Below are 16616 nucleotides of genomic sequence, written 5' to 3' on the forward strand. Positions count from 1 at the left end.
GTGACCACAGCCCCGGCAGCGGACTGGCGCCTCGCGGCAGTCCTGGTGATCCTCGTCGCCGTCGCGGTCCTGACGTCACTGCGCGCCGGGCTGGGCGTGCACCGCGACCAGGTCGTCGCAGCGCTTCGCGCGGTCGCCCAGCTGTCGGCGGTCGCGCTGGTGCTGACCGCGATGATGGCGTCCCTGGCCTGGTCGTTCGCGTTCGTGGCCGTGATGTTCCTGGTCGCCTCGATCACCTCCACGCGTCGAATGGGGGCACCGGTCGGGGAGCTGCCGTGGGTCGCGCTGGCGATCGCGGCCGGAGCCGGACCCGTCGTCGCGCTGACGTTGCTCTCGGGCGTGGTCCCGCTGACCGGAGCGGGCGTCATCCCGATCGCCGGCATCGTGATCGGCGGCTCGATGACGGCCGCCACCCTCACCGGACGCCGAGCGTTCGACGAGCTCGCCGCCCAGGCCGGCGGCTACGAGGCGGCGCTGGCCGTGGGGCTTCACTCCCCGCAGGCGGCGCTGCTGGTGCTGGAGCCCACCGCACCGGAGGCGCTGACCCCGGGGCTCGACCAGACCCGGACCGTCGGGCTCGTGACCCTGCCCGGCGCGTTCATCGGGGTGATCCTCGGTGGGGGAACCGCGCTCGAGGCGGGAGCCGCCCAGGTGCTGGTGCTCATCGGGCTGCTCGCGGCGCAGGCGCTCACCACGGCGACGTTGCTGCGGGTGATCGCGCACGCCCGCGTCGTGCGCCGATCCCTGCGCGACAGCTACCCGCGCTGACCGGCTCGGCGAGCGCTACGCGTGGGTGTCCGGCCGGCACCTGCAGGTGAGCGCGGCGCGCAGCCCGACGCCGATCTGCTCCACCGAGTCGACGGGGCCGTGCGGGAAGTGGAGCCGGAGGCTGCGGACGCCGTCGAGGCAGAGGGCGGCGAGGGTGATCCCGTAGCGGTCCAGCCGCCGTGGCACCACCGCGAGGACGTCGGCCTGGCCGTGGGCGCGGACGCAGGCCAACAGCTCCCCCGCGTGCGCGAGCTCGAGGTGGCGCAGCGTGGCTGCCGCGCACGCGCGGAGCGGGTCAGGCTCGGCGGCGGCGAACTCCGTGACGGCGACCGGCCGGACGGTGGGGCCGGCGAGCCGCACGGCCAGCAGCCGCATCCGGTACTGGCGGTGGCCGGGACGTTCGGAGGCGAGCTGCTCGAGCGGCCCGGTCAGCTCGAGCACGCGGAACGGCTCCGGCCCGCCCACCTGCACGCTGACGACGCGGCCGCCCTCGAGGAGCCGCGCGACCGGTGACTCCTCCTCGAGCCAGAGCACCGGCGACCCGTCGGGCTCCGCAGCGATCGGCACGACGGTCATGGTGCGGGCGTGGGGGCATCCTCGCGTCCGCAACGTGGCCGCCGTCGCGGCGGCGAGGGCCGTCCGTGCCTCCTCTGCCAGGGAAGGCACGTGCTCCTCGCGACCGGTCATCCGTCCTCCTCGATGGTTAGGTAACCCTTACCTAAACTCATCGAGGTGGTCCTTGGCAACGGGCGGGCCCCAGAACGACGACGTCCCGAGCCACCAGATGGCTCGGGACGTCCGTGTGTCGGGCTGACAGGATTTGAACCTGCGACCCCTTGACCCCCAGTCAAGTGCGCTACCAAGCTGCGCCACAGCCCGCCGCCCGCGGCTGCACGGGCGACGGAAACCTTACCTCAGGTCGCACGGCCGCCCGACACCGACCGGGCCAGGGTGCCGAGCGTGCTGGAGACGAGACGGTGACCGGTTTTGACCCCTGGGGCGCGTGGCGCGTCTTGGGCGACCGGCTCGCCGGTGGTCCGGTCGAGGAACCAGATGCCGTCCACGGCGGCGTAGTGGCGCGAGACCGTCGGGCTGACGTTCACACCGTTCCACCTCAGGCGGGCGGTCACCGACCTCGCGGTGTTCGCCTCGCGCACCCACCAGTGCTTCGGCCACTGGTCGGGGCGGGTGCAGGACGACACCGGCTCCTGGGTACGCGTCGAGGACGTCGTCGGCTGGGCCGAGGAAGTCCACAACCGCTGGTAACGGTCAGCGACGGCGCTCGTTGCGCTTCCGCGGCCGCACCTGCAGGTGCACCGGGGTCCCGACGAAGCCGAACTCCTCGCGCAGCCGCCGCTCCACGAACCGGGTGTACGACGCCTCGAGCACGCCCGTCGTGAACAGCACGAACGTCGGCGGCTCCGTCGAGGCCTGGGTCCCGAACATGATCCGCGACTGCTTCCCGCCGCGCACCGGGTGCGGGTGCTCGGCGACCAACCGGCCGAGGAACGAGTTCAGCTGGCCCGTGGTGATCCGGGTCTGCCACCCGCCGAGCGCGGCGTCGAGCGCGGGCACCAGCTTGTCGACGTGCCACCCGGTCCGGGCGGTGATGTTGACGCGCGGCGCCCACTGCACCCGCACCAGCTCGCGGTCGATCTCGCGGTCGAGGTAGAAGCGGCGCTCCTCGTCGACGAGGTCCCACTTGTTGAACGCGATCACCAGCGCGCGCCCGGCCTCGGCGACCGACGTGATGATCCGCTGGTCCTGCTCGGACAGCGGCTGCGAGGCGTCGACGACCATGACGCAGACCTCGGCACGCTCGATCGCGGCGCCGGTGCGGAGGGAGGCGTAGTACTCGTGCCCGGAAGCCTCCTTGACCCGCTTGCGGATGCCGGCGGTGTCGATGAACCTCCAGGTGCGACCCCCGAGCTCGATCAGCTCGTCGACGGGGTCGACGGTGGTGCCGGCGGCGTCGTCGACGACCGCCCGGTCCTCGCGTGCCAGCTTGTTGAGCAGCGACGACTTGCCGACGTTGGGCTTGCCGACGATGGCCACCCGGCGCGGGCCCCCGATCTCGGTGTCGGTCAGCTCCGGGGTCTCCGGGAGCGCCTCGAGGATCGCGTCGAGCAGGTCGCCCGACCCGCGGCCGTGGAGCGCCGAGACCGGGAAGGGCTCCCCCAGGCCGAGGTTCCACAGCGCCGCTGCCTCGGCCTCGCCGCGCAGGTCGTCGACCTTGTTGGCGGCGAGGACGACCGGCTTCCCGGACTTGCGGAGGATGCGGACGACGGCCTCGTCGGCGTCGGTGATGCCGACCGCGGCGTCGACGACGAACAGCACCGCGTCGGCGACGGAGACCGCGACCTCGGCCTGGGCGGCGATCCGCTCGGCGAGCCCGCGGGCGTCGGGGTCCCAGCCGCCGGTGTCGACGACCGTGAAGCTGCGGCCGTTCCAGTTGGCGTCGTAGGAGACCCGGTCGCGGGTCACGCCCGGCACGTCCTGCACGACGGCCTCGCGCCGCCCGATGATCCGGTTGACCAGCGTCGACTTCCCGACGTTGGGACGTCCGACGACGGCGAGGACCGGCGTGCGGACCGTGGTCTCGTCGGAGGAGGTCGGTCGGGTGCTCATGCGCGGTCCTCGGCGACGTGGTCCTCGGCGACGGCGTCGGCGTCCGCCACCAGGCCCGCGACGAGGTCGATCACCTCGTCGAGGGTCCGGTGGGTGGTGTCGATGTGCACGGCGCCGTCCGCCATGGTGAGCGGAGCGGTGGCACGGCCGGAGTCGATGCGGTCGCGCTCGAGGAGCCCGGCCTCGGCAGTGTTCACGTCCCCCAGGTGCGCGTGCTCGGCGATCCGCCGGCGGGCGCGGGCAGCCGCGTCGGCCGAGAGGTAGACCTTCACCTCGGCCTGCGGCCAGACCACCGAGCCGATGTCGCGCCCCTCGACGACGATGCCGCCCTCACCGATGATGGAGCGCTGCAGCTCGAGCAGCCGCTGCCGGACCTGTGGGACCGTGCTCACCGGGCTGACGGCGGCGGTCACCTCGGCGGAGCGGATCGGCCCGGAGACGTCGACGCCGTCCACCGCGATCGTCGGGGCGAGCGGGTCGGTGCCCGACTCGATCGACGGCTCGGCGCAGCGGGCCGCGACCGCCTCGGCGTCGTTGACGTCGACCCCCTGCTCGAGCATGAACCACGTCATCGCGCGGAACTGCGCACCGGTGTCGAGGTAGCGCAGCCCGACCCGGGACGCGACACCGCGGCAGGTGCTCGACTTGCCGGAGCCGGAGGTGCCGTCGACGGCCACCACCACGTTGCTGCTCACCAGGGTCCTTCCCGACGGGGTCCGGCGACCCTCGTCGGCCGTCGGAAGGCGCCGCGAGGGACGCGGGCGCACCAGCCGATCCTACCGGTGGACCAGCCATCCCCTGCCGGTCAGCGCCTCGAGCAGGGGGTCCGCCAGGGACGCGGCGACGGTCAGCTCGAGCAGCCCGTAGGGACGACCGGGGTCGTGGTCGATCCGGACGTCCTCGACGTTGATCCCGATCTCGCCGACGTCCCCGAACAGCCGCGCGAGCTCGCCCGGGTGGTCGGGGACCCGCACGAACACGCCGGCCTCCTCCGTCGCCGGCTGGCCGTGCTTGCGTGGGATCGCGGTGGTCCCCGCGACACCGCGCCCGAGGATCTCGCCGAGCGCCGGACGGGAGCCGGTCTCCAGGGCGTCGAGGAGGGCGTCGAGCCCGTCCCGCACCTCGCGCAGCAGCCCGGTCACCGCCGGGGCGTTCGCCGCGAGGATCTGCTGCCACAGGGCTGGGTCGCCGGCGGCGATGCGGGTGACGTCGCGGACTCCCTGGCCTGAGAGCGCGAGGTGCTCGGCCGGTGCACCCGCGAGGGCCCCGGCGACGAGCGCGGAGACGACGTGCGGCACGTGGGAGGTGCGGGCGACCGCCTCGTCGTGCTCCTCCGGGGAGAAGGTGAACGCGGTCGCCCCGCACAGCTCGGCCAGCTCGGTGACCAACGCCACCGCGTCGGTCCGCGAGGTGGCGTGCGGCGCGACCGCCCAGGGGCGGCCGTCGAACAGCGCCGCCGAGGCGGCCAGCGGGCCGGACCGCTCGCTGCCGGCCATCGGGTGGCTGCCGACGTAGCGCTCGAGCTCCTCGGGGGTGACGGTCTCGACCACCTCGGCCAGCGGCGCGCTCTTGACGCTGCCGACGTCGGTCACCACGCCGGCGGTGTCCCGCAGCTGGGAGGCGATCACGGACGCCAGGTGGTCGGGCGGCACGGCGACCACGACGAGCTGCACGTCGCGCTCGGGGATCCCCGGCGAACCGGCTCCGAGCCCGCTCGCGGTGCGGAGGTGCTCGGCGTTGGTGTCGTGAAGGAAGACCTCGACGCCGCGGGCCCGCAGCGCGAGCCCGACCGACGTACCGAGGAGACCGGCTCCGACCACGAGGACGGGTCCGGTGAGCGTCGTCCCGGTCACGCGTCCGGCACCTCGCGCACCTGGTCTCCTCCTCCGCCGACGTCCGGGCCGACTCTACCGAGCCCACGGGGGCCGGCAGGTCGCCCCGGTCCGGGATCAGACGCCCAGCGCGTGGCCGTAGCGGAACACGTTGCTGGGGTCGACGCGGCGCTTGACCGCCATCAGGCGGCGGTGCACCTCCGGCCGCCAGGCGCGGGCCACCTCGGACGGGTCGGTCGCGTCCCCGAGCCAGTTCACCAGGATCGTCCCGGTCGACCACGTCTCGAGCGCGTCGACCACCCGGCCCGTCGCCGCGCGGACCGCGTCCTGCGCACCCGGCGCCAGCACGCCGAGCGCGAGCACCGACCACGCCCCCTCGCGGCCGGCGACCGCGTTGGGCACCGCGGGCTGCCGGCCCAGGGCCCCGCCCATCAGCCGCAGCTCGACCAGAGGCAGCGGGCTGCCGGACCCGGGGCCGGCGGCCTCCAGCAGGGCCGTGACCGTGTCGGCGCCGAGCTCCCGGAGCAGCAGCCCCCGCTCGTGCACCGGCATCGGCTCGGTCGGGTCCTGGTGGATCGCGTCGGCCGCGGTCATCGGCAGCATCCCGACACCGGGCAGCACGACCTCCCCGGCCTCGAGCATCGGCGCGAGCAGCTCCGCGCCCTCCGCCTCGCTCCCCCGGTGGGCGAACCGCAGGTGCACGACCGAGCGACCGCGCAGCGGCTCGGGGAGCGCCTCCACCGGCGGTAGCCGCAGCAGCGCCAGCGACGTGCTGCTGCGCTCCGGGAGGGTGGGGGCCCAGGCCCGGAACGAGTGCAGCACCTCCGTGGCCGACTCGGCCGCGAAGAAGACCCCGCCGCCGTAGACCTCCGCGGCCGGGACCAGGGCGATCTCGACCTCGGTGGCGATCCCGAAGTTCCCCTTCCCACCGCGCACCGCCCAGAACAGCTCCGGGTCGGTGTCGGCGTCGACCCGGCGGACCTCCCCGTCGGCGGTGACCAGCTCCAGCGAGAGCACCTGGTCGGCACCGAAGCCGTACTCGCGCGACAGCAGCCCGAGGCCGCCGCCGAGCGAGTAGCCGACTACCCCGACGCCGGACGAGGAGCCGCTGACCCCCGCGAGGCCGTATGCCGCGGCTGCGTCGTTCACGGTCGCCCACCGGGCACCGCCGCCCACCCGGGCCGCACGCCGGACCGGGTCGACGACCACGGTGTCCATCCGCCGGGTCGAGACCAGCACGGCGCCGTCGATCCCCGACACCGCGCCGTGCCCGGTGGCCTGGACGGCGACGCCGAGCCGGTGGTGGACCGCCCAGGTGACCGCGGCGGCCACGTCCTCGGCGGTCGTGGCCCCGACGACCACGGCGGGGCGGAGGTCGTGGGCGAGGTTGAACGCCGCGAGCTCCTCCGCGGCGCGCGGGTCGTCCCCGGCGAGGACGGGGCCGCGCACCCGGGAAGCGAGGTCGGTGAGGTCGGTGAGGTCGGTGAGGTCGGTCGTGGTCGCGGTCGTGGTCGTGGTCATCGTGGCCTCCTCGAGTGTCGTCGCCCGGATCCTCCGGGCACGACAACGGTCGGCGCGACACGCGTCGCCGGTCCACGACCGCGTTGCTCACGGGCGTGAGGCTGCGCCTAACATCGCTGGTCATGGAGCTGCGGCAGCTGCGGTACTTCGTCGCGGTCGCCGAGGAGCTGCACTTCGCACGCGCCGCCGCGCGGCTCCTGATCGCCACCCCGTCGTTGAGCCAGCAGATCAAGGCCCTCGAGCGGAGCCTCGCACTGACCCTCTTCGACCGGTCGAGCACGGGCGTCTCGCTCACCCCCGCGGGCGCCGAGCTGCTGCCCCTGGCCCGCTCCGTGCTCGAGAGCGCGGACGAGCTGACCGACGCCGCGCAGCGCATCGCCGCGGAGCGCGCGACCGTGCTGCGGCTGGGGTTCCTGCCCTTCGCGCTGACCGCCACGACGCGGCGGCTGCTGACCGGGTTCGGCCGCTCGTCTCCGGAAGTGACGGTGCGGCTGCGGCAGTACGAGTGGGAGGACCCGTCCGCCGGGCTGCTCTCCGGCGCCACCGACGCGGCCCTGGTCCGGCTGCCGTTCACCGGCGACGAACGGCTCCACGCGCTGGTGCTCGCGGAGGAGCCGGTGCTCGCGGTGGTCGCCGAGTCGCACCCGCTCGCAGGCCATGACGAGGTGAGCCTCGCGCGGCTCGCCGAGGAGCCGTGGTTGGAGGCCGGCATCGTCACCGACCCGGTCTTCGCGGGATACTGGTACCTCCGCGACCTGCGGGACGTCGCCGCCACGACCGTGCGCAGCGGCGCCGAGACCGTCGAGGAGTGGCTGGCCGAGATCGGTTTCGGGCGGGGCGTGAACATCGTTCCGACCGGGCTCGCCGAGGAGTACCGCCGGCCGGGGCTGGCCTTCGTGCCGGTCGGCGACGCGCCGCTCTCACGGCTCGCGCTCGCCTGGCCCCGGACGGACGCGACCGCGGCGGCCACCGCGCTGGCCCGCTACGCGGCCGCAGGAAGGCGCCGGAGCGCGTCCCGCTAGAGCCGGGCCGCGTCGAGCAGCACCCCGAGCTCGTCCCGGGTCAGCTCGCGCAGCTGGCCCGCCTTCAGCCTCCGCAGCTGGACCGGCCCGATGGCGGTCCGGGTGAGCCGCCGGACCGGGTGGCCGACGTGCTCGAGGAGCCGGCGGACGATTCGGTTCCGGCCCTCATGAATTGTCAACTCGACAATAGATCGCTTGTCCGTCGCCGAGACGACCCGACAGCGGTGAACCTCGACGGGGCCGTCCTCGAGCTCCACGCCGTCCTTCAGCCGTCGGACGGTGGCGCGCTCGACGACACCGTCCACCTCCGCGACGTACGTCTTGTCCAGCTCGTACGACGGGTGGGCGACCCGCTGGGCGAAGTCACCGTCGTTGGTCAGCAGGATGAGCCCCTCGGTGTCGGTGTCGAGCCGTCCGACGTGGAAGAGCCGCTCGGGCCGGTCGGCCACGAGGTCGCCGAGGGTCCGGCGGCCCTGCGGGTCCGACATCGTCGACACGACACCGCGAGGTTTGTTGAGCACCAGGTAGACATGGGGGCTCACCGGCGGCAGCCGCTTCCCCGCCACCCGGATCACGGCCGTGCGCGGGTCGACCTTCGTGCCGAGCCGGGTCACCACCTCGCCGTCGACCTCGACCTGGCCGTCGAGCATCAGCTCCTCGCACTTGCGACGGCTCGCGACGCCCGACTGGGCCAGCAGCTTCTGGAGCCGGACCAGCCCGTCGTCGTCGACCGGCAGGTCGGCGCTCATGCCGACTGCTCGGCCGAGGGCTGCCCGGCCGCGGTCTCCTCCATCGGGACCAGCTCCTCGGGCTGGTCGAGGTCGTCGAGCTCCTCGAGGTCCGGCATCAGCGGCGCGAGCTCGGGGAGCTCGGCGAGCGAGGTGATCCCGATGCGCTCGAGGAAGTAGGAGGTGGTGCGGTAGAGCGTCGCGTTGGAGTGCGCGTCGACGCCGGCCTCCTCGATCAGCCCGCGGGACACCAGCGTGCGCATCACGCCGTCGACGTTGACGCCGCGGATCGCCGACACCCGTGCGCGACTGACCGGCTGCTTGTACGCGACGACCGCGAGCGTCTCCAGCGCAGCCTGGGTCAGCCGTGCCTGCTGGCCGTCGAGGACGAACGCCTCGACGACGGGAGCCAGCTCCTCACGGGTGTAGTACCGCCAGCCACCAGCCACATTGCGCAGCTCGAAGCCGCGGCCCTGCTCGTCGTACTCCCGGGCCAGCGCCCCCAGGGCTTCCCGCACATCGTCGGCGGGGTGGCCGACCGCCGACGCGAGCGTCAGGTGGTCCAGCGGCTGGTCGGCGACCATCAGGATCGCCTCCAGGGCAGGCCGCAGCTCCGCACGGGGTACGTCGACCAGCGTGTCCGGCGCTTCCTCGGTCACTGCTCCTCCTCGCTCGTGGCGGCGCTCTCCTCGTCAGTCTCCCCCGGCGTCGGAGCCGGGGCCTCCGGCGGGGCGCCGTCGAACTCGTCCTCGATCTCGATCTCGCCGTCCTCGCTGCCGGTCCAGCGCACGGTGAGCTCGCCGAGCGGGGTGACCTGGTCGAAGCTGACGGCGTTCTCCCGGAAGAGCTCGAGCAGCGACAGGAACCGCGCCACCTTCGTCAGCGTGTCCGGGGCGTCGCCGCACAGCGCCCGGAACGTCATCGTGCCCTGGCTGCGGAGCCGGTCCACGACGATCGTGGCCTGTTCGCGGACGCTGACGGCGGGCGCGTGCAGGTGCGCGAACGACACCTCCTCGACCGGTTTCGGCTCCATCGCCTTCGCGGCCAGCGCGGCGAACTCCTCGAGGCCGAGCCCGATGAGCACCTCGGGCAGCAGCGTCGCGTAGCGCTCCTCGAGCCCCACCGCCCGCGGGAACCGCTTGGCCTCCTGGGCGAGCCGGTCCTCGAAGACCGCGGCGACCTGCTTGAACGCGCGGTACTGCAGGAGCCGGGCGAACAGCAGGTCGCGCGCCTCGAGCAGCGCGAGGTCCTCCTCGTCCTCGACCTCGGCCTGCGGCAGCAGCCGCGCGGCCTTGAGGTCGAGCAGGGTCGAGGCGACGAGCAGGAACGACGAGGTCTGCTCGAGGTCCCAGTCGGGGCCGGCCCCCCGGATGTGCGCGATGAACTCGTCGGTGACCTGGGAGAGCGCGACCTCGGTGATGTCGAGCTTGTGCTTGGCGATCAGGCTCAGCAGCAGGTCGAACGGGCCCTCGAAGTTGTCGAGGGTGACGACGAAGCCGCCCCCGGTGCCGTCGGTCTCCGGCTCCACGTCCCCAGTGTGAGCCCCGGTGTGGGTCACGGTGTGCGCCCGGGCGGTCTCCTCCGCCGTCAGCGTGATGGTCACGCCTCCGTCAGCCGGCGCACGAGCGAGCTGTCCTCGCCGTGCGCGTCGAGGTCGGCGAGCGCCATCGCGATCGCGGCCCGGACGATGCGGCCTCGGTCGGCGGCGATGCCGTGGTGGCGGCGCAGCTCGAGCCGGGCGTGCTCGAGGTCGATCAGCTCGTCGGAGGTGACGTAGACGGTCATCTTCTCGTCGTGCTTGACGCGGCCGCTCGCCGTGCGCCCCTTCGGCTTGGCGGGCGTCTCCTTGGTGGTCGGCAGCTCGACGACCTCGGGCGCCGCATCCTCGGGCTGGTCCGGGACCGCGGTGGGCCGGAAGAGGTCGTCCGCCGCCGGCACCCTCACGCGTCGAGACAACGGACCAGCACCTCCTTGGCGAGGGTGCGGTAGGCCTCGGCGCCCGGGGAGTCGCTGGCGTAGCTGGTGATGGGCTCTCCGGCCACGGTCGAGTCGGAGAACTTCACGGTGCGCCGGATGACGGTGTGGAAGACGTCGTCGCCCCACGCCTCGACCAGCCGCTGCATCACCTCGCGGGCGTGCAGGGTCCGGCCGTCGAACATCGTGCCGAGGACCCCGTCGACCTGCAGCCGCGGGTTGAGCCGCTCACGCACCTTGTCGATCGTGCCCTTGAGCAGCGCGACCCCGCGCAGCGCGAAGTACTCGCACTCCAGCGGCACGATGACCCCGTCGGCCGCGGTGAGCGCGTTGACGGTCAGCAGCCCGAGCGAAGGCTGGCAGTCGATGAGGATGACGTCGTACTCGTTGCGGGCGTCCTGCAGCACCCGGGCCAGGGACTGCTCACGCGCGACCTCGTGGACGAGCTGCACCTCGGCGGCCGACAGGTCGATGTTCGAGGGGAGCAGGTCGACGCCGGGCACGTCGGTGCTGACGATGACGTCCTCGAGGCGGACGTCGCGCTCCATCAGCAGGTTGTAGACGCTCAGCTGGATCTCGTGCGGGTTCATCCCGAGCCCCACCGACAGCGATCCCTGGGGGTCGAAGTCGACGAGCAGCACCTTGCGGCCGTACTCCGCGAGGCTGGCGCCGAGGTTGATCGTCGTCGTGGTCTTGCCGACGCCGCCCTTCTGGTTGCACATCGCGATCACGCGGGCGTTGCCGTGGATGCCGATCGGACGCGGCTCCGGAAGGTCGGGCCACGGGCGGCCGGTCGGGCCGAGCACCACCTCGGGCTCGGCCGCGGCCGCCGGGGCAGGTTCCTCGCGGCGCGGGAACGGGATCGGCTCCGCGGGCTGCTCGTCGACGGGGCGTTGCGGAGGGGCGGGCGTCCTCACCAGCGGCGGCATCTCGGTGGCGCTGGACCCGTGGTTGCCGGGGCCGAAGTGGTTCACGAATGCTCCCTCTCGTCGTACGGACTCGAGGGCAAGCCAACAACGCGACCGGCGGCGATCCGCGGAGGCGCGCCGTCGCTTTGTCGACATTCCGGAACGCTAGGCCCGCGCGTGACCCTGGGTGATGGGGCACGCGGCGAGGTCCAGCGTCGAGCCCCTCATCGGCTCGTCACCGTGATCGTCTTCTTCTTCGGCGCGAGGGCCTTCGAGCCGGCGTACTTCACGACGAGCTTGTGGGTGCCCTTCGCGAGCTTCGGCAGCCGGAGCGAGATGACGCCCTTGTGCTTGGCCTTGAGCTTGCCGACGGCGAGCTGCTTCTTGCCGCGCAGGATCATCACCTTGCCCGTGGGCTTGGCGGTGCCGCCGACCGTGATCCTGGCCGTGCCGGCCTTGTTGCGGAACGCCTTGACCTTCGCGGCCAGCTTGGTGACCAGGCCCTTCTGCACGTGGACGCCGACGAACGGGATGACGTAGTCCATGGGGCCGGTGTCGCTCTTGGACACCGCGACCTGGATGTGGTCGCCGGACTCCTTCACCGGGCAGGGCGCGTCCCCGCTGAGCCGCTCGCGGCACTGCGGCTCGCGGGTGGCCATCCCCTTCATGACCCGGGTCGCGCGGACCGGCACCTGGAGCTCGAACGACTGGCCCTGGCGGACCTCGATCGGACCACCCTGGGGGTACGCCGCGCTCTTGAGGCCGACCAGGACGCCGTACTGCCCCTTGTCGAAGACGAGGTTCTTCGTCGAGTAGCTGCTGCCGCCGCCGTCCAGGGCGAGCTTGCGCCACCGGACGGGGTTCTTCGCGCTGTCGGCGTAGGCCAGCCCTGCCGGGAGGACCAGCTCGGGCATGACGACCGGCGTCTTGGCGCACGGAAGCCCGGGCAGCCCGACCTCGACCTTGAAGTAGAACGTCTCCCCGACCTTGGGGACCTTGCCGCCGTTGCCGGCGAACGAGACGCGGGCCGTGTAGCCGGGCGCGGGCTGGCCGGTGATGCAGCTGATGATCGTGTCCTGGACCCAGGCGCCGTCGACCCAGGTCTGCTCGGCGGCACCGGCGGGCGCGGGCCCGACGAGGCCGGCGGTGGTCGCCAGGGCCGCGGCGCCGGCGGTCAGCCGGGCGGCGCGGACGCGGGCGGATCGGATGCGGGCGGATCGGATGCGGTGGTCCCGGATCCGGGCGCGGGTGGGGGTCATGGTGTCCTCCGGAAGGTGCTGAAGCGGTGCCAGGAACCTTCGTCGAGGCGCCTTGCAGCCTTCTTGTGGTTCGCTGACGGCTCCGCTGACACCCGGGTGCGAGAATCGCGCGGCGGGCGGAGAGCAGGGGGCCACGTGGGCGCAGAGTGGGGCATCAGGGTCCTCGGGACCGTGGACGCGGTCCTCGGTGACCGCGTCGTCGACGTCGGCGCCCGACGCAACCGCGAGGTGCTGGCGGCGCTCGCCCTCGACGCGGGCCGGGTCGTCCCGGCGCCGGTCCTCGTGGACCGCATCTGGGCCGACGGCGGCACCGGCGCCTCGACCGCCAACCTGCACGCGATCGTCTCCCGGCTCCGCAGCCGGCTCGTCGGTGCCGGGATCGAGGACGCGGTCGTCACGCGGCCGCCCGGGTACCTGCTCCAGGTCGACCCCGACCAGGTCGACGCGCTGCGGTTCGGACGGCTGGTGAGCACGGCTCGCCAGCTCCGCGCGGACGGCGACGTCCGGACGGCCCGCGCGGCGGTGCAGGAGGCGCTGGACCTGTGGCGTGGCACGGCGTACTCGAACGTCTCGTGCGCCTTCAGCGACCTCGAGGCCGCGCGCCTCGAGGAGCAGCGGCTCGGGGCCGTCGAGCTCTCCGTCGAGCTCGACCTCGCCCTCGGGCGCGACGCCGAGGTCGCCGAGCAGCTGGTGCCCCTCGTCGAGCAACACCCGCTGCGGGAGGGGCTGCGCGGCTCGCTGATGACCGCGCTCTACCGCACCGGGCGCCAGGCCGACGCGCTGCAGGTCTACGAGCAGGGCCGGGCCGTGCTCGCCGAGGAGCTCGGCCTCGACCCGGGCCCCGAGCTGCAGCGGCTCCACCAGCGCGTGCTGACCCAGGACGAGGCGCTGCTGCCACCCTCGACCCCGGCTCCTGACCGGACGGAGCTCGACGCGACCGGGCCGCTCACCCGTCCGGCGCCCGCACGGTCGCGGGCGCTGGTGGTGCCGCCGACCCGGCTGTACGGGCGGGAGGCCGACGTGGCCGCGGTGACCTCGCTCCTCCGCACCGACGCCCGGCTCGTGACCCTGGTGGGTCCCGGCGGGGTGGGCAAGACGCGGCTCGCCGCGGCCGTCACCGACGCGGTCGCCGAGCACTTCCCCGACGGCACCGTGCAGGTCTCCTTGGCGCCGGTGTCCGACGCGTCCGACGTCGTCGCCACCGTGGGGCGGGCCGTCGGGCTGACCGGTGACGACGAGCTGGACGCCGTGGCCGCCCACATCGGCGAGGCGCGGCAGCTGCTCGTGCTCGACAACTTCGAGCACGTGATGGACGCGGCCACCGACGTCGGTCGGCTGGTCGCGCTGTGCCCGCAGCTGACGGTGCTGGTGACGAGCCGGTCGCCGCTGAGGGTGCGTGCCGAGCGGGAGCACGCCGTGGACCCGCTCGGTCTGCCGCCGCTGGCGGCCCGGACGAGCGAGGAGCTGGCCGCGGCCCCCGCGGGCGCGCTGCTCCTCGACCGGGCCCGCAGCGTCGAGCCGCGCGCGGGCTCGACCCCCGACGACGTCGAGGCGCTCGCGGAGCTCTGCCACCGGCTCTCGGGGCTGCCGCTGGCGATCGAGCTCGTCACCGCTCGGATGCGCACCCTGCCGCCCCGCGCCCTGCTGCGGCGGCTCGACGCCGCGCTGTCCGCGGAGGGTGCGCGCGACCTCCCCCAGCGCCAGCGCACGATGCGGGCCGCCCTCGACTGGAGCCACGGGCTGCTCGACGCCGACCAGCAGCGGATGTTCACCCTGCTCGGCACCTTCCGCGGCGGTGCGGAGCTGTCCGCTGTCGAAGCGGTGGCCACCGCCGGCGACGACCTGCCCGCCGACGACGTCCTGACCCTCCTGGACGACCTGGTGGCCCAGTCGCTGGTGCGGGTGCGCCACGGCGCGGGCGGCGCCACCCGCTTCGACATGCTCGAGCCGGTGGCGCAGTACGCGCGGTCGCTCCTCGACGAGGAGCGCTCCGCCCGGCTGCGCCGAGCGCATGCCGCGACGTTCCGGGAGCTGGCGTGCGAGGCGGCGGTGGGCTACGAGCTGGCGGACCAGGTGGCCTGGCTGGACCGCACCGAGGCCGACGAGGCGAACCTCGTCGCCGCGGTCGAGAGCGCCGTCGAGCTCGGGGATGCCGACACGGCGGCGACGATCACCTGGTCGCTGTGGCTCTACTGGTGGCTGCGCGGCGGCGTCGCCGTGGGACGCCGGCTCGCCGAGCTCTGCCTCACCCAGCCGCTGTCCCCGCCGGTGCACCCGCGCGGGACGCTGGCGGCGGCCACCATGTCCTACGCCCAGGGCGACCACGCGGCGGCCTCCGCCCACTGGGCCGAGGCGCTCCGCCTCGGCGAGGAGCTCGGCGACGAGGAGGTGCTGGCCAAGGCGAGCGCCGGCACCGGGCTCGCCGCCATGGCCGCCGGTGACCTCGAGCTCGCCGCACGCCAGTTCCGCACCGCCCTCGGGCACACCGAGAAGGCCGGGGCGGAGGGCGTCTGGATGGCCTCGCTCACCCACGTCTGGCTCGGGACCACGCTGCTGGTGCAGGGCCGGCCGACCGAGGCGGCGTCAGCGGTCCGCAAGGGGCTCGAGATCGCCCGGGCCCGGGGAGACCGGCTCGCGACGTACGTCGCGCTCTACAACCTCTCGCAGGCGGCGCTCGCCGCCGGCGACGACCGCTCCGCCCGCCAGCACGTGCTCCAGGGGCTGGTGCTCTCGGAGGAGACCGGCGACCGGGCGAACCTCGCGCACTGCCTGGAGATGCTCGCGCTGGTCGAGTTCCGCGCCCAGGCGCACCGACGGGTGGCCACCCTGCTCGGCGGTGCGCAGGCGCTGCGCGAGGAGGTGGGCTCGGTCTACGGCTACTACCTGCCCGACGAGTCGCTCCGCGCCGCGGCGGAGAAGGCGGCCCTCGAGAACCTGGGACCGGAGGAGCACGCCGCCGCGGTCGAGCGTGGCCGTGCGATGGGCGACGCCGAGCTGGTCCGCTACGCCCGCCGCGAGCTCCCCGACGGCTGAGCGCGCCGGATCACTCCAGGGCGCGGGGATGGGCGGTCGCGTAGACCTCGCGCAGCGAGTCCACCGTCACCAGCGTGTAGACCTGGGTCGTGGTCACCGAGGCGTGGCCGAGCAGCTCCTGGACGACCCGCACGTCGGCGCCGCCCTCGAGCAGGTGGGTCGCGAACGAGTGGCGCAACGTGTGCGGCGACACCTCGGCCTTCACGCCCGCCCGCTCGGCCGCCCGCACCAGCACGGTCCAGGCGCTCTGCCGCGACAGCCGTCCCCCGCGGGCGTTGAGGAAGAGCGCGGGCCCCGAGGCCGGAGCGGCGAGCGTCGGCCTGGCACGTACGAGGTACGCCTCGACCGCCTCCCGGGCCATCGACCCGAACGGCACCACCCGTTCCTTGCGCCCCTTGCCGCGCAGCAGCACCGACCGCGTCTCCAGGTCGACGTCGTCCACGTCGAGCCCGACGGCCTCGGAGATCCGCGCCCCCGAGGCGTAGAGCAGCTCGAGCAGCGCCCGGTCCCGGAGCGCCAGGGCCGTCCCCGGCGCACCTGCCGCGTCCAGGATCCGCTCGATGTCCGCGAGCGGCAACGCCTTCGGCAGCCGCTTCGCCGGCGACGGGGGGCGTACGGCGGCCGCCGGGTCGACCTCCGCGAGGCCGTCACGGACGGCGAACTTGTGGAACCCGCGGACCGCCACCACCGCCCGACCGGCGCTCGAGGCGGACAGCGGCGGGTGGTCGGCGTCGCCCTCGCGGAGATGGGCGAGGAACTCGGTGACGACCTGCTCCCCCACGGCCGCGAGGTCGTCGACGCCGCGGGCCGCGAGGAACGCGACGTAGCGCCGCAGGTCGCGCCGGTAGGACTTCAGCGTGTTGTCCGCGAGCCCGCGTTCGACGGCGAGGTGGTCGAGGTAGGTCCGCAGGGCGACCTGGAGCGGCCCCGGCCCGGCCACGAC

General features: G+C 74.0%; 17 protein-coding genes and 1 tRNA gene. 4 read left to right on the top strand and 14 right to left on the bottom strand.

Annotation, left to right across the window (positions count from 1 at the left end; genetic code table 11):
- Window positions 1-768 (top strand): ABC transporter permease, encoded by a 768-nt coding sequence (locus tag FIP57_RS17345; protein ID WP_148574813.1) that lies wholly within the window; start codon window positions 1-3, stop codon window positions 766-768.
- A gap of 15 nt (window positions 769-783) precedes the next feature.
- Here the strand turns inward: FIP57_RS17345 and FIP57_RS17350 are convergent, their stop codons facing one another.
- The 3 genes from FIP57_RS17350 to FIP57_RS17360 form a co-directional block, all read right to left on the bottom strand.
- Window positions 784-1455, bottom strand: coding sequence for a DUF2470 domain-containing protein (locus tag FIP57_RS17350; RefSeq protein WP_148574814.1), 672 nt, complete (start codon window positions 1453-1455; stop codon window positions 784-786).
- A gap of 118 nt (window positions 1456-1573) precedes the next feature.
- A tRNA-Pro gene (locus FIP57_RS17355) sits at window positions 1574-1647 on the bottom strand.
- Between the two features lie 35 nt (window positions 1648-1682).
- Window positions 1683-1871, bottom strand: coding sequence for a hypothetical protein (locus FIP57_RS17360; RefSeq protein WP_148574815.1), 189 nt, complete (start codon window positions 1869-1871; stop codon window positions 1683-1685).
- Between the two features lie 37 nt (window positions 1872-1908).
- Here FIP57_RS17360 and FIP57_RS17365 point away from each other — a divergent pair, with 37 nt between their 5' ends.
- Complete coding sequence (locus FIP57_RS17365; protein WP_238993557.1) at window positions 1909-2034, top strand: DUF2804 family protein; 126 nt, start codon at window positions 1909-1911, stop codon at window positions 2032-2034.
- Between the two features lie 3 nt (window positions 2035-2037).
- Here FIP57_RS17365 and der read toward each other — a convergent pair whose 3' ends face one another.
- The 4 genes from der to FIP57_RS17385 form a co-directional block, all read right to left on the bottom strand.
- Window positions 2038-3396 (bottom strand): ribosome biogenesis GTPase Der, encoded by a 1359-nt coding sequence (der, locus tag FIP57_RS17370; RefSeq protein WP_148574817.1) that lies wholly within the window; start codon window positions 3394-3396, stop codon window positions 2038-2040.
- On the bottom strand, window positions 3393-4091 hold the full coding sequence (gene cmk, locus FIP57_RS17375; RefSeq protein ID WP_203231325.1) for a (d)CMP kinase: 699 nt from the start codon (window positions 4089-4091) through the stop codon (window positions 3393-3395). Before cmk ends, der begins: the two co-directional genes overlap by 4 nt.
- Window positions 4092-4172: 81 nt before the next feature.
- A complete protein-coding gene (locus tag FIP57_RS17380; protein WP_148574818.1) occupies window positions 4173-5249 on the bottom strand; it encodes a prephenate dehydrogenase in 1077 nt (358 codons plus the stop codon).
- Window positions 5250-5345: 96 nt separating this feature from the next.
- A complete protein-coding gene (locus tag FIP57_RS17385) occupies window positions 5346-6749 on the bottom strand; it encodes an FAD-binding oxidoreductase (protein WP_148574819.1) in 1404 nt (467 codons plus the stop codon).
- 122 nt (window positions 6750-6871) lie between these two features.
- Between FIP57_RS17385 and FIP57_RS17390 the strand changes: the two genes are divergently transcribed.
- Complete coding sequence (locus tag FIP57_RS17390; protein WP_148574820.1) at window positions 6872-7771, top strand: LysR family transcriptional regulator; 900 nt, start codon at window positions 6872-6874, stop codon at window positions 7769-7771.
- Here FIP57_RS17390 and FIP57_RS17395 read toward each other — a convergent pair.
- From FIP57_RS17395 to FIP57_RS24350, 6 genes are all read right to left on the bottom strand, one after another.
- The gene (locus FIP57_RS17395) at window positions 7768-8520 is read right to left on the bottom strand and encodes a pseudouridine synthase (protein ID WP_148574821.1); all 753 of its coding nucleotides are present in this window, start codon (window positions 8518-8520) and stop codon (window positions 7768-7770) included. The two genes, FIP57_RS17390 and FIP57_RS17395, sit on opposite strands and share 4 nt — an antisense overlap.
- Window positions 8517-9158: an SMC-Scp complex subunit ScpB gene (scpB, locus tag FIP57_RS17400; protein WP_238993558.1), complete on the bottom strand. Its 642-nt coding sequence runs from the start codon at window positions 9156-9158 to the stop codon at window positions 8517-8519. Before scpB ends, FIP57_RS17395 begins: the two co-directional genes overlap by 4 nt.
- Window positions 9155-10102, bottom strand: coding sequence for a segregation and condensation protein A (locus FIP57_RS17405; protein WP_420846703.1), 948 nt, complete (start codon window positions 10100-10102; stop codon window positions 9155-9157). Before FIP57_RS17405 ends, scpB begins: the two co-directional genes overlap by 4 nt.
- Entirely contained in the window at window positions 10099-10437 is a 339-nt protein-coding gene (locus FIP57_RS17410) for a hypothetical protein (RefSeq protein ID WP_420846706.1), read from the bottom strand. Before FIP57_RS17410 ends, FIP57_RS17405 begins: the two co-directional genes overlap by 4 nt.
- Window positions 10438-10439: 2 nt before the next feature.
- Window positions 10440-11402: a ParA family protein gene (locus FIP57_RS17415; RefSeq protein WP_148574988.1), complete on the bottom strand. Its 963-nt coding sequence runs from the start codon at window positions 11400-11402 to the stop codon at window positions 10440-10442.
- 203 nt (window positions 11403-11605) lie between these two features.
- Complete coding sequence (locus FIP57_RS24350) at window positions 11606-12640, bottom strand: Ig-like domain-containing protein (protein ID WP_148574823.1); 1035 nt, start codon at window positions 12638-12640, stop codon at window positions 11606-11608.
- Window positions 12641-12775: 135 nt separating this feature from the next.
- Here FIP57_RS24350 and FIP57_RS17425 point away from each other — a divergent pair, with 135 nt between their 5' ends.
- Window positions 12776-15673: an AfsR/SARP family transcriptional regulator gene (locus tag FIP57_RS17425; protein ID WP_162529851.1), complete on the top strand. Its 2898-nt coding sequence runs from the start codon at window positions 12776-12778 to the stop codon at window positions 15671-15673.
- A gap of 10 nt (window positions 15674-15683) precedes the next feature.
- Here the strand turns inward: FIP57_RS17425 and xerD are convergent, their stop codons facing one another.
- On the bottom strand, window positions 15684-16613 hold the full coding sequence (gene xerD, locus FIP57_RS17430) for a site-specific tyrosine recombinase XerD (protein ID WP_238993560.1): 930 nt from the start codon (window positions 16611-16613) through the stop codon (window positions 15684-15686).
- Between the last annotated feature and the right edge of the window lie 3 nt (window positions 16614-16616).

The organism is Nocardioides caldifontis (genome assembly GCF_008087345.1).
Taxonomy (GTDB): Bacteria; Actinomycetota; Actinomycetes; order Propionibacteriales; family Nocardioidaceae; genus Marmoricola_A; species Marmoricola_A caldifontis.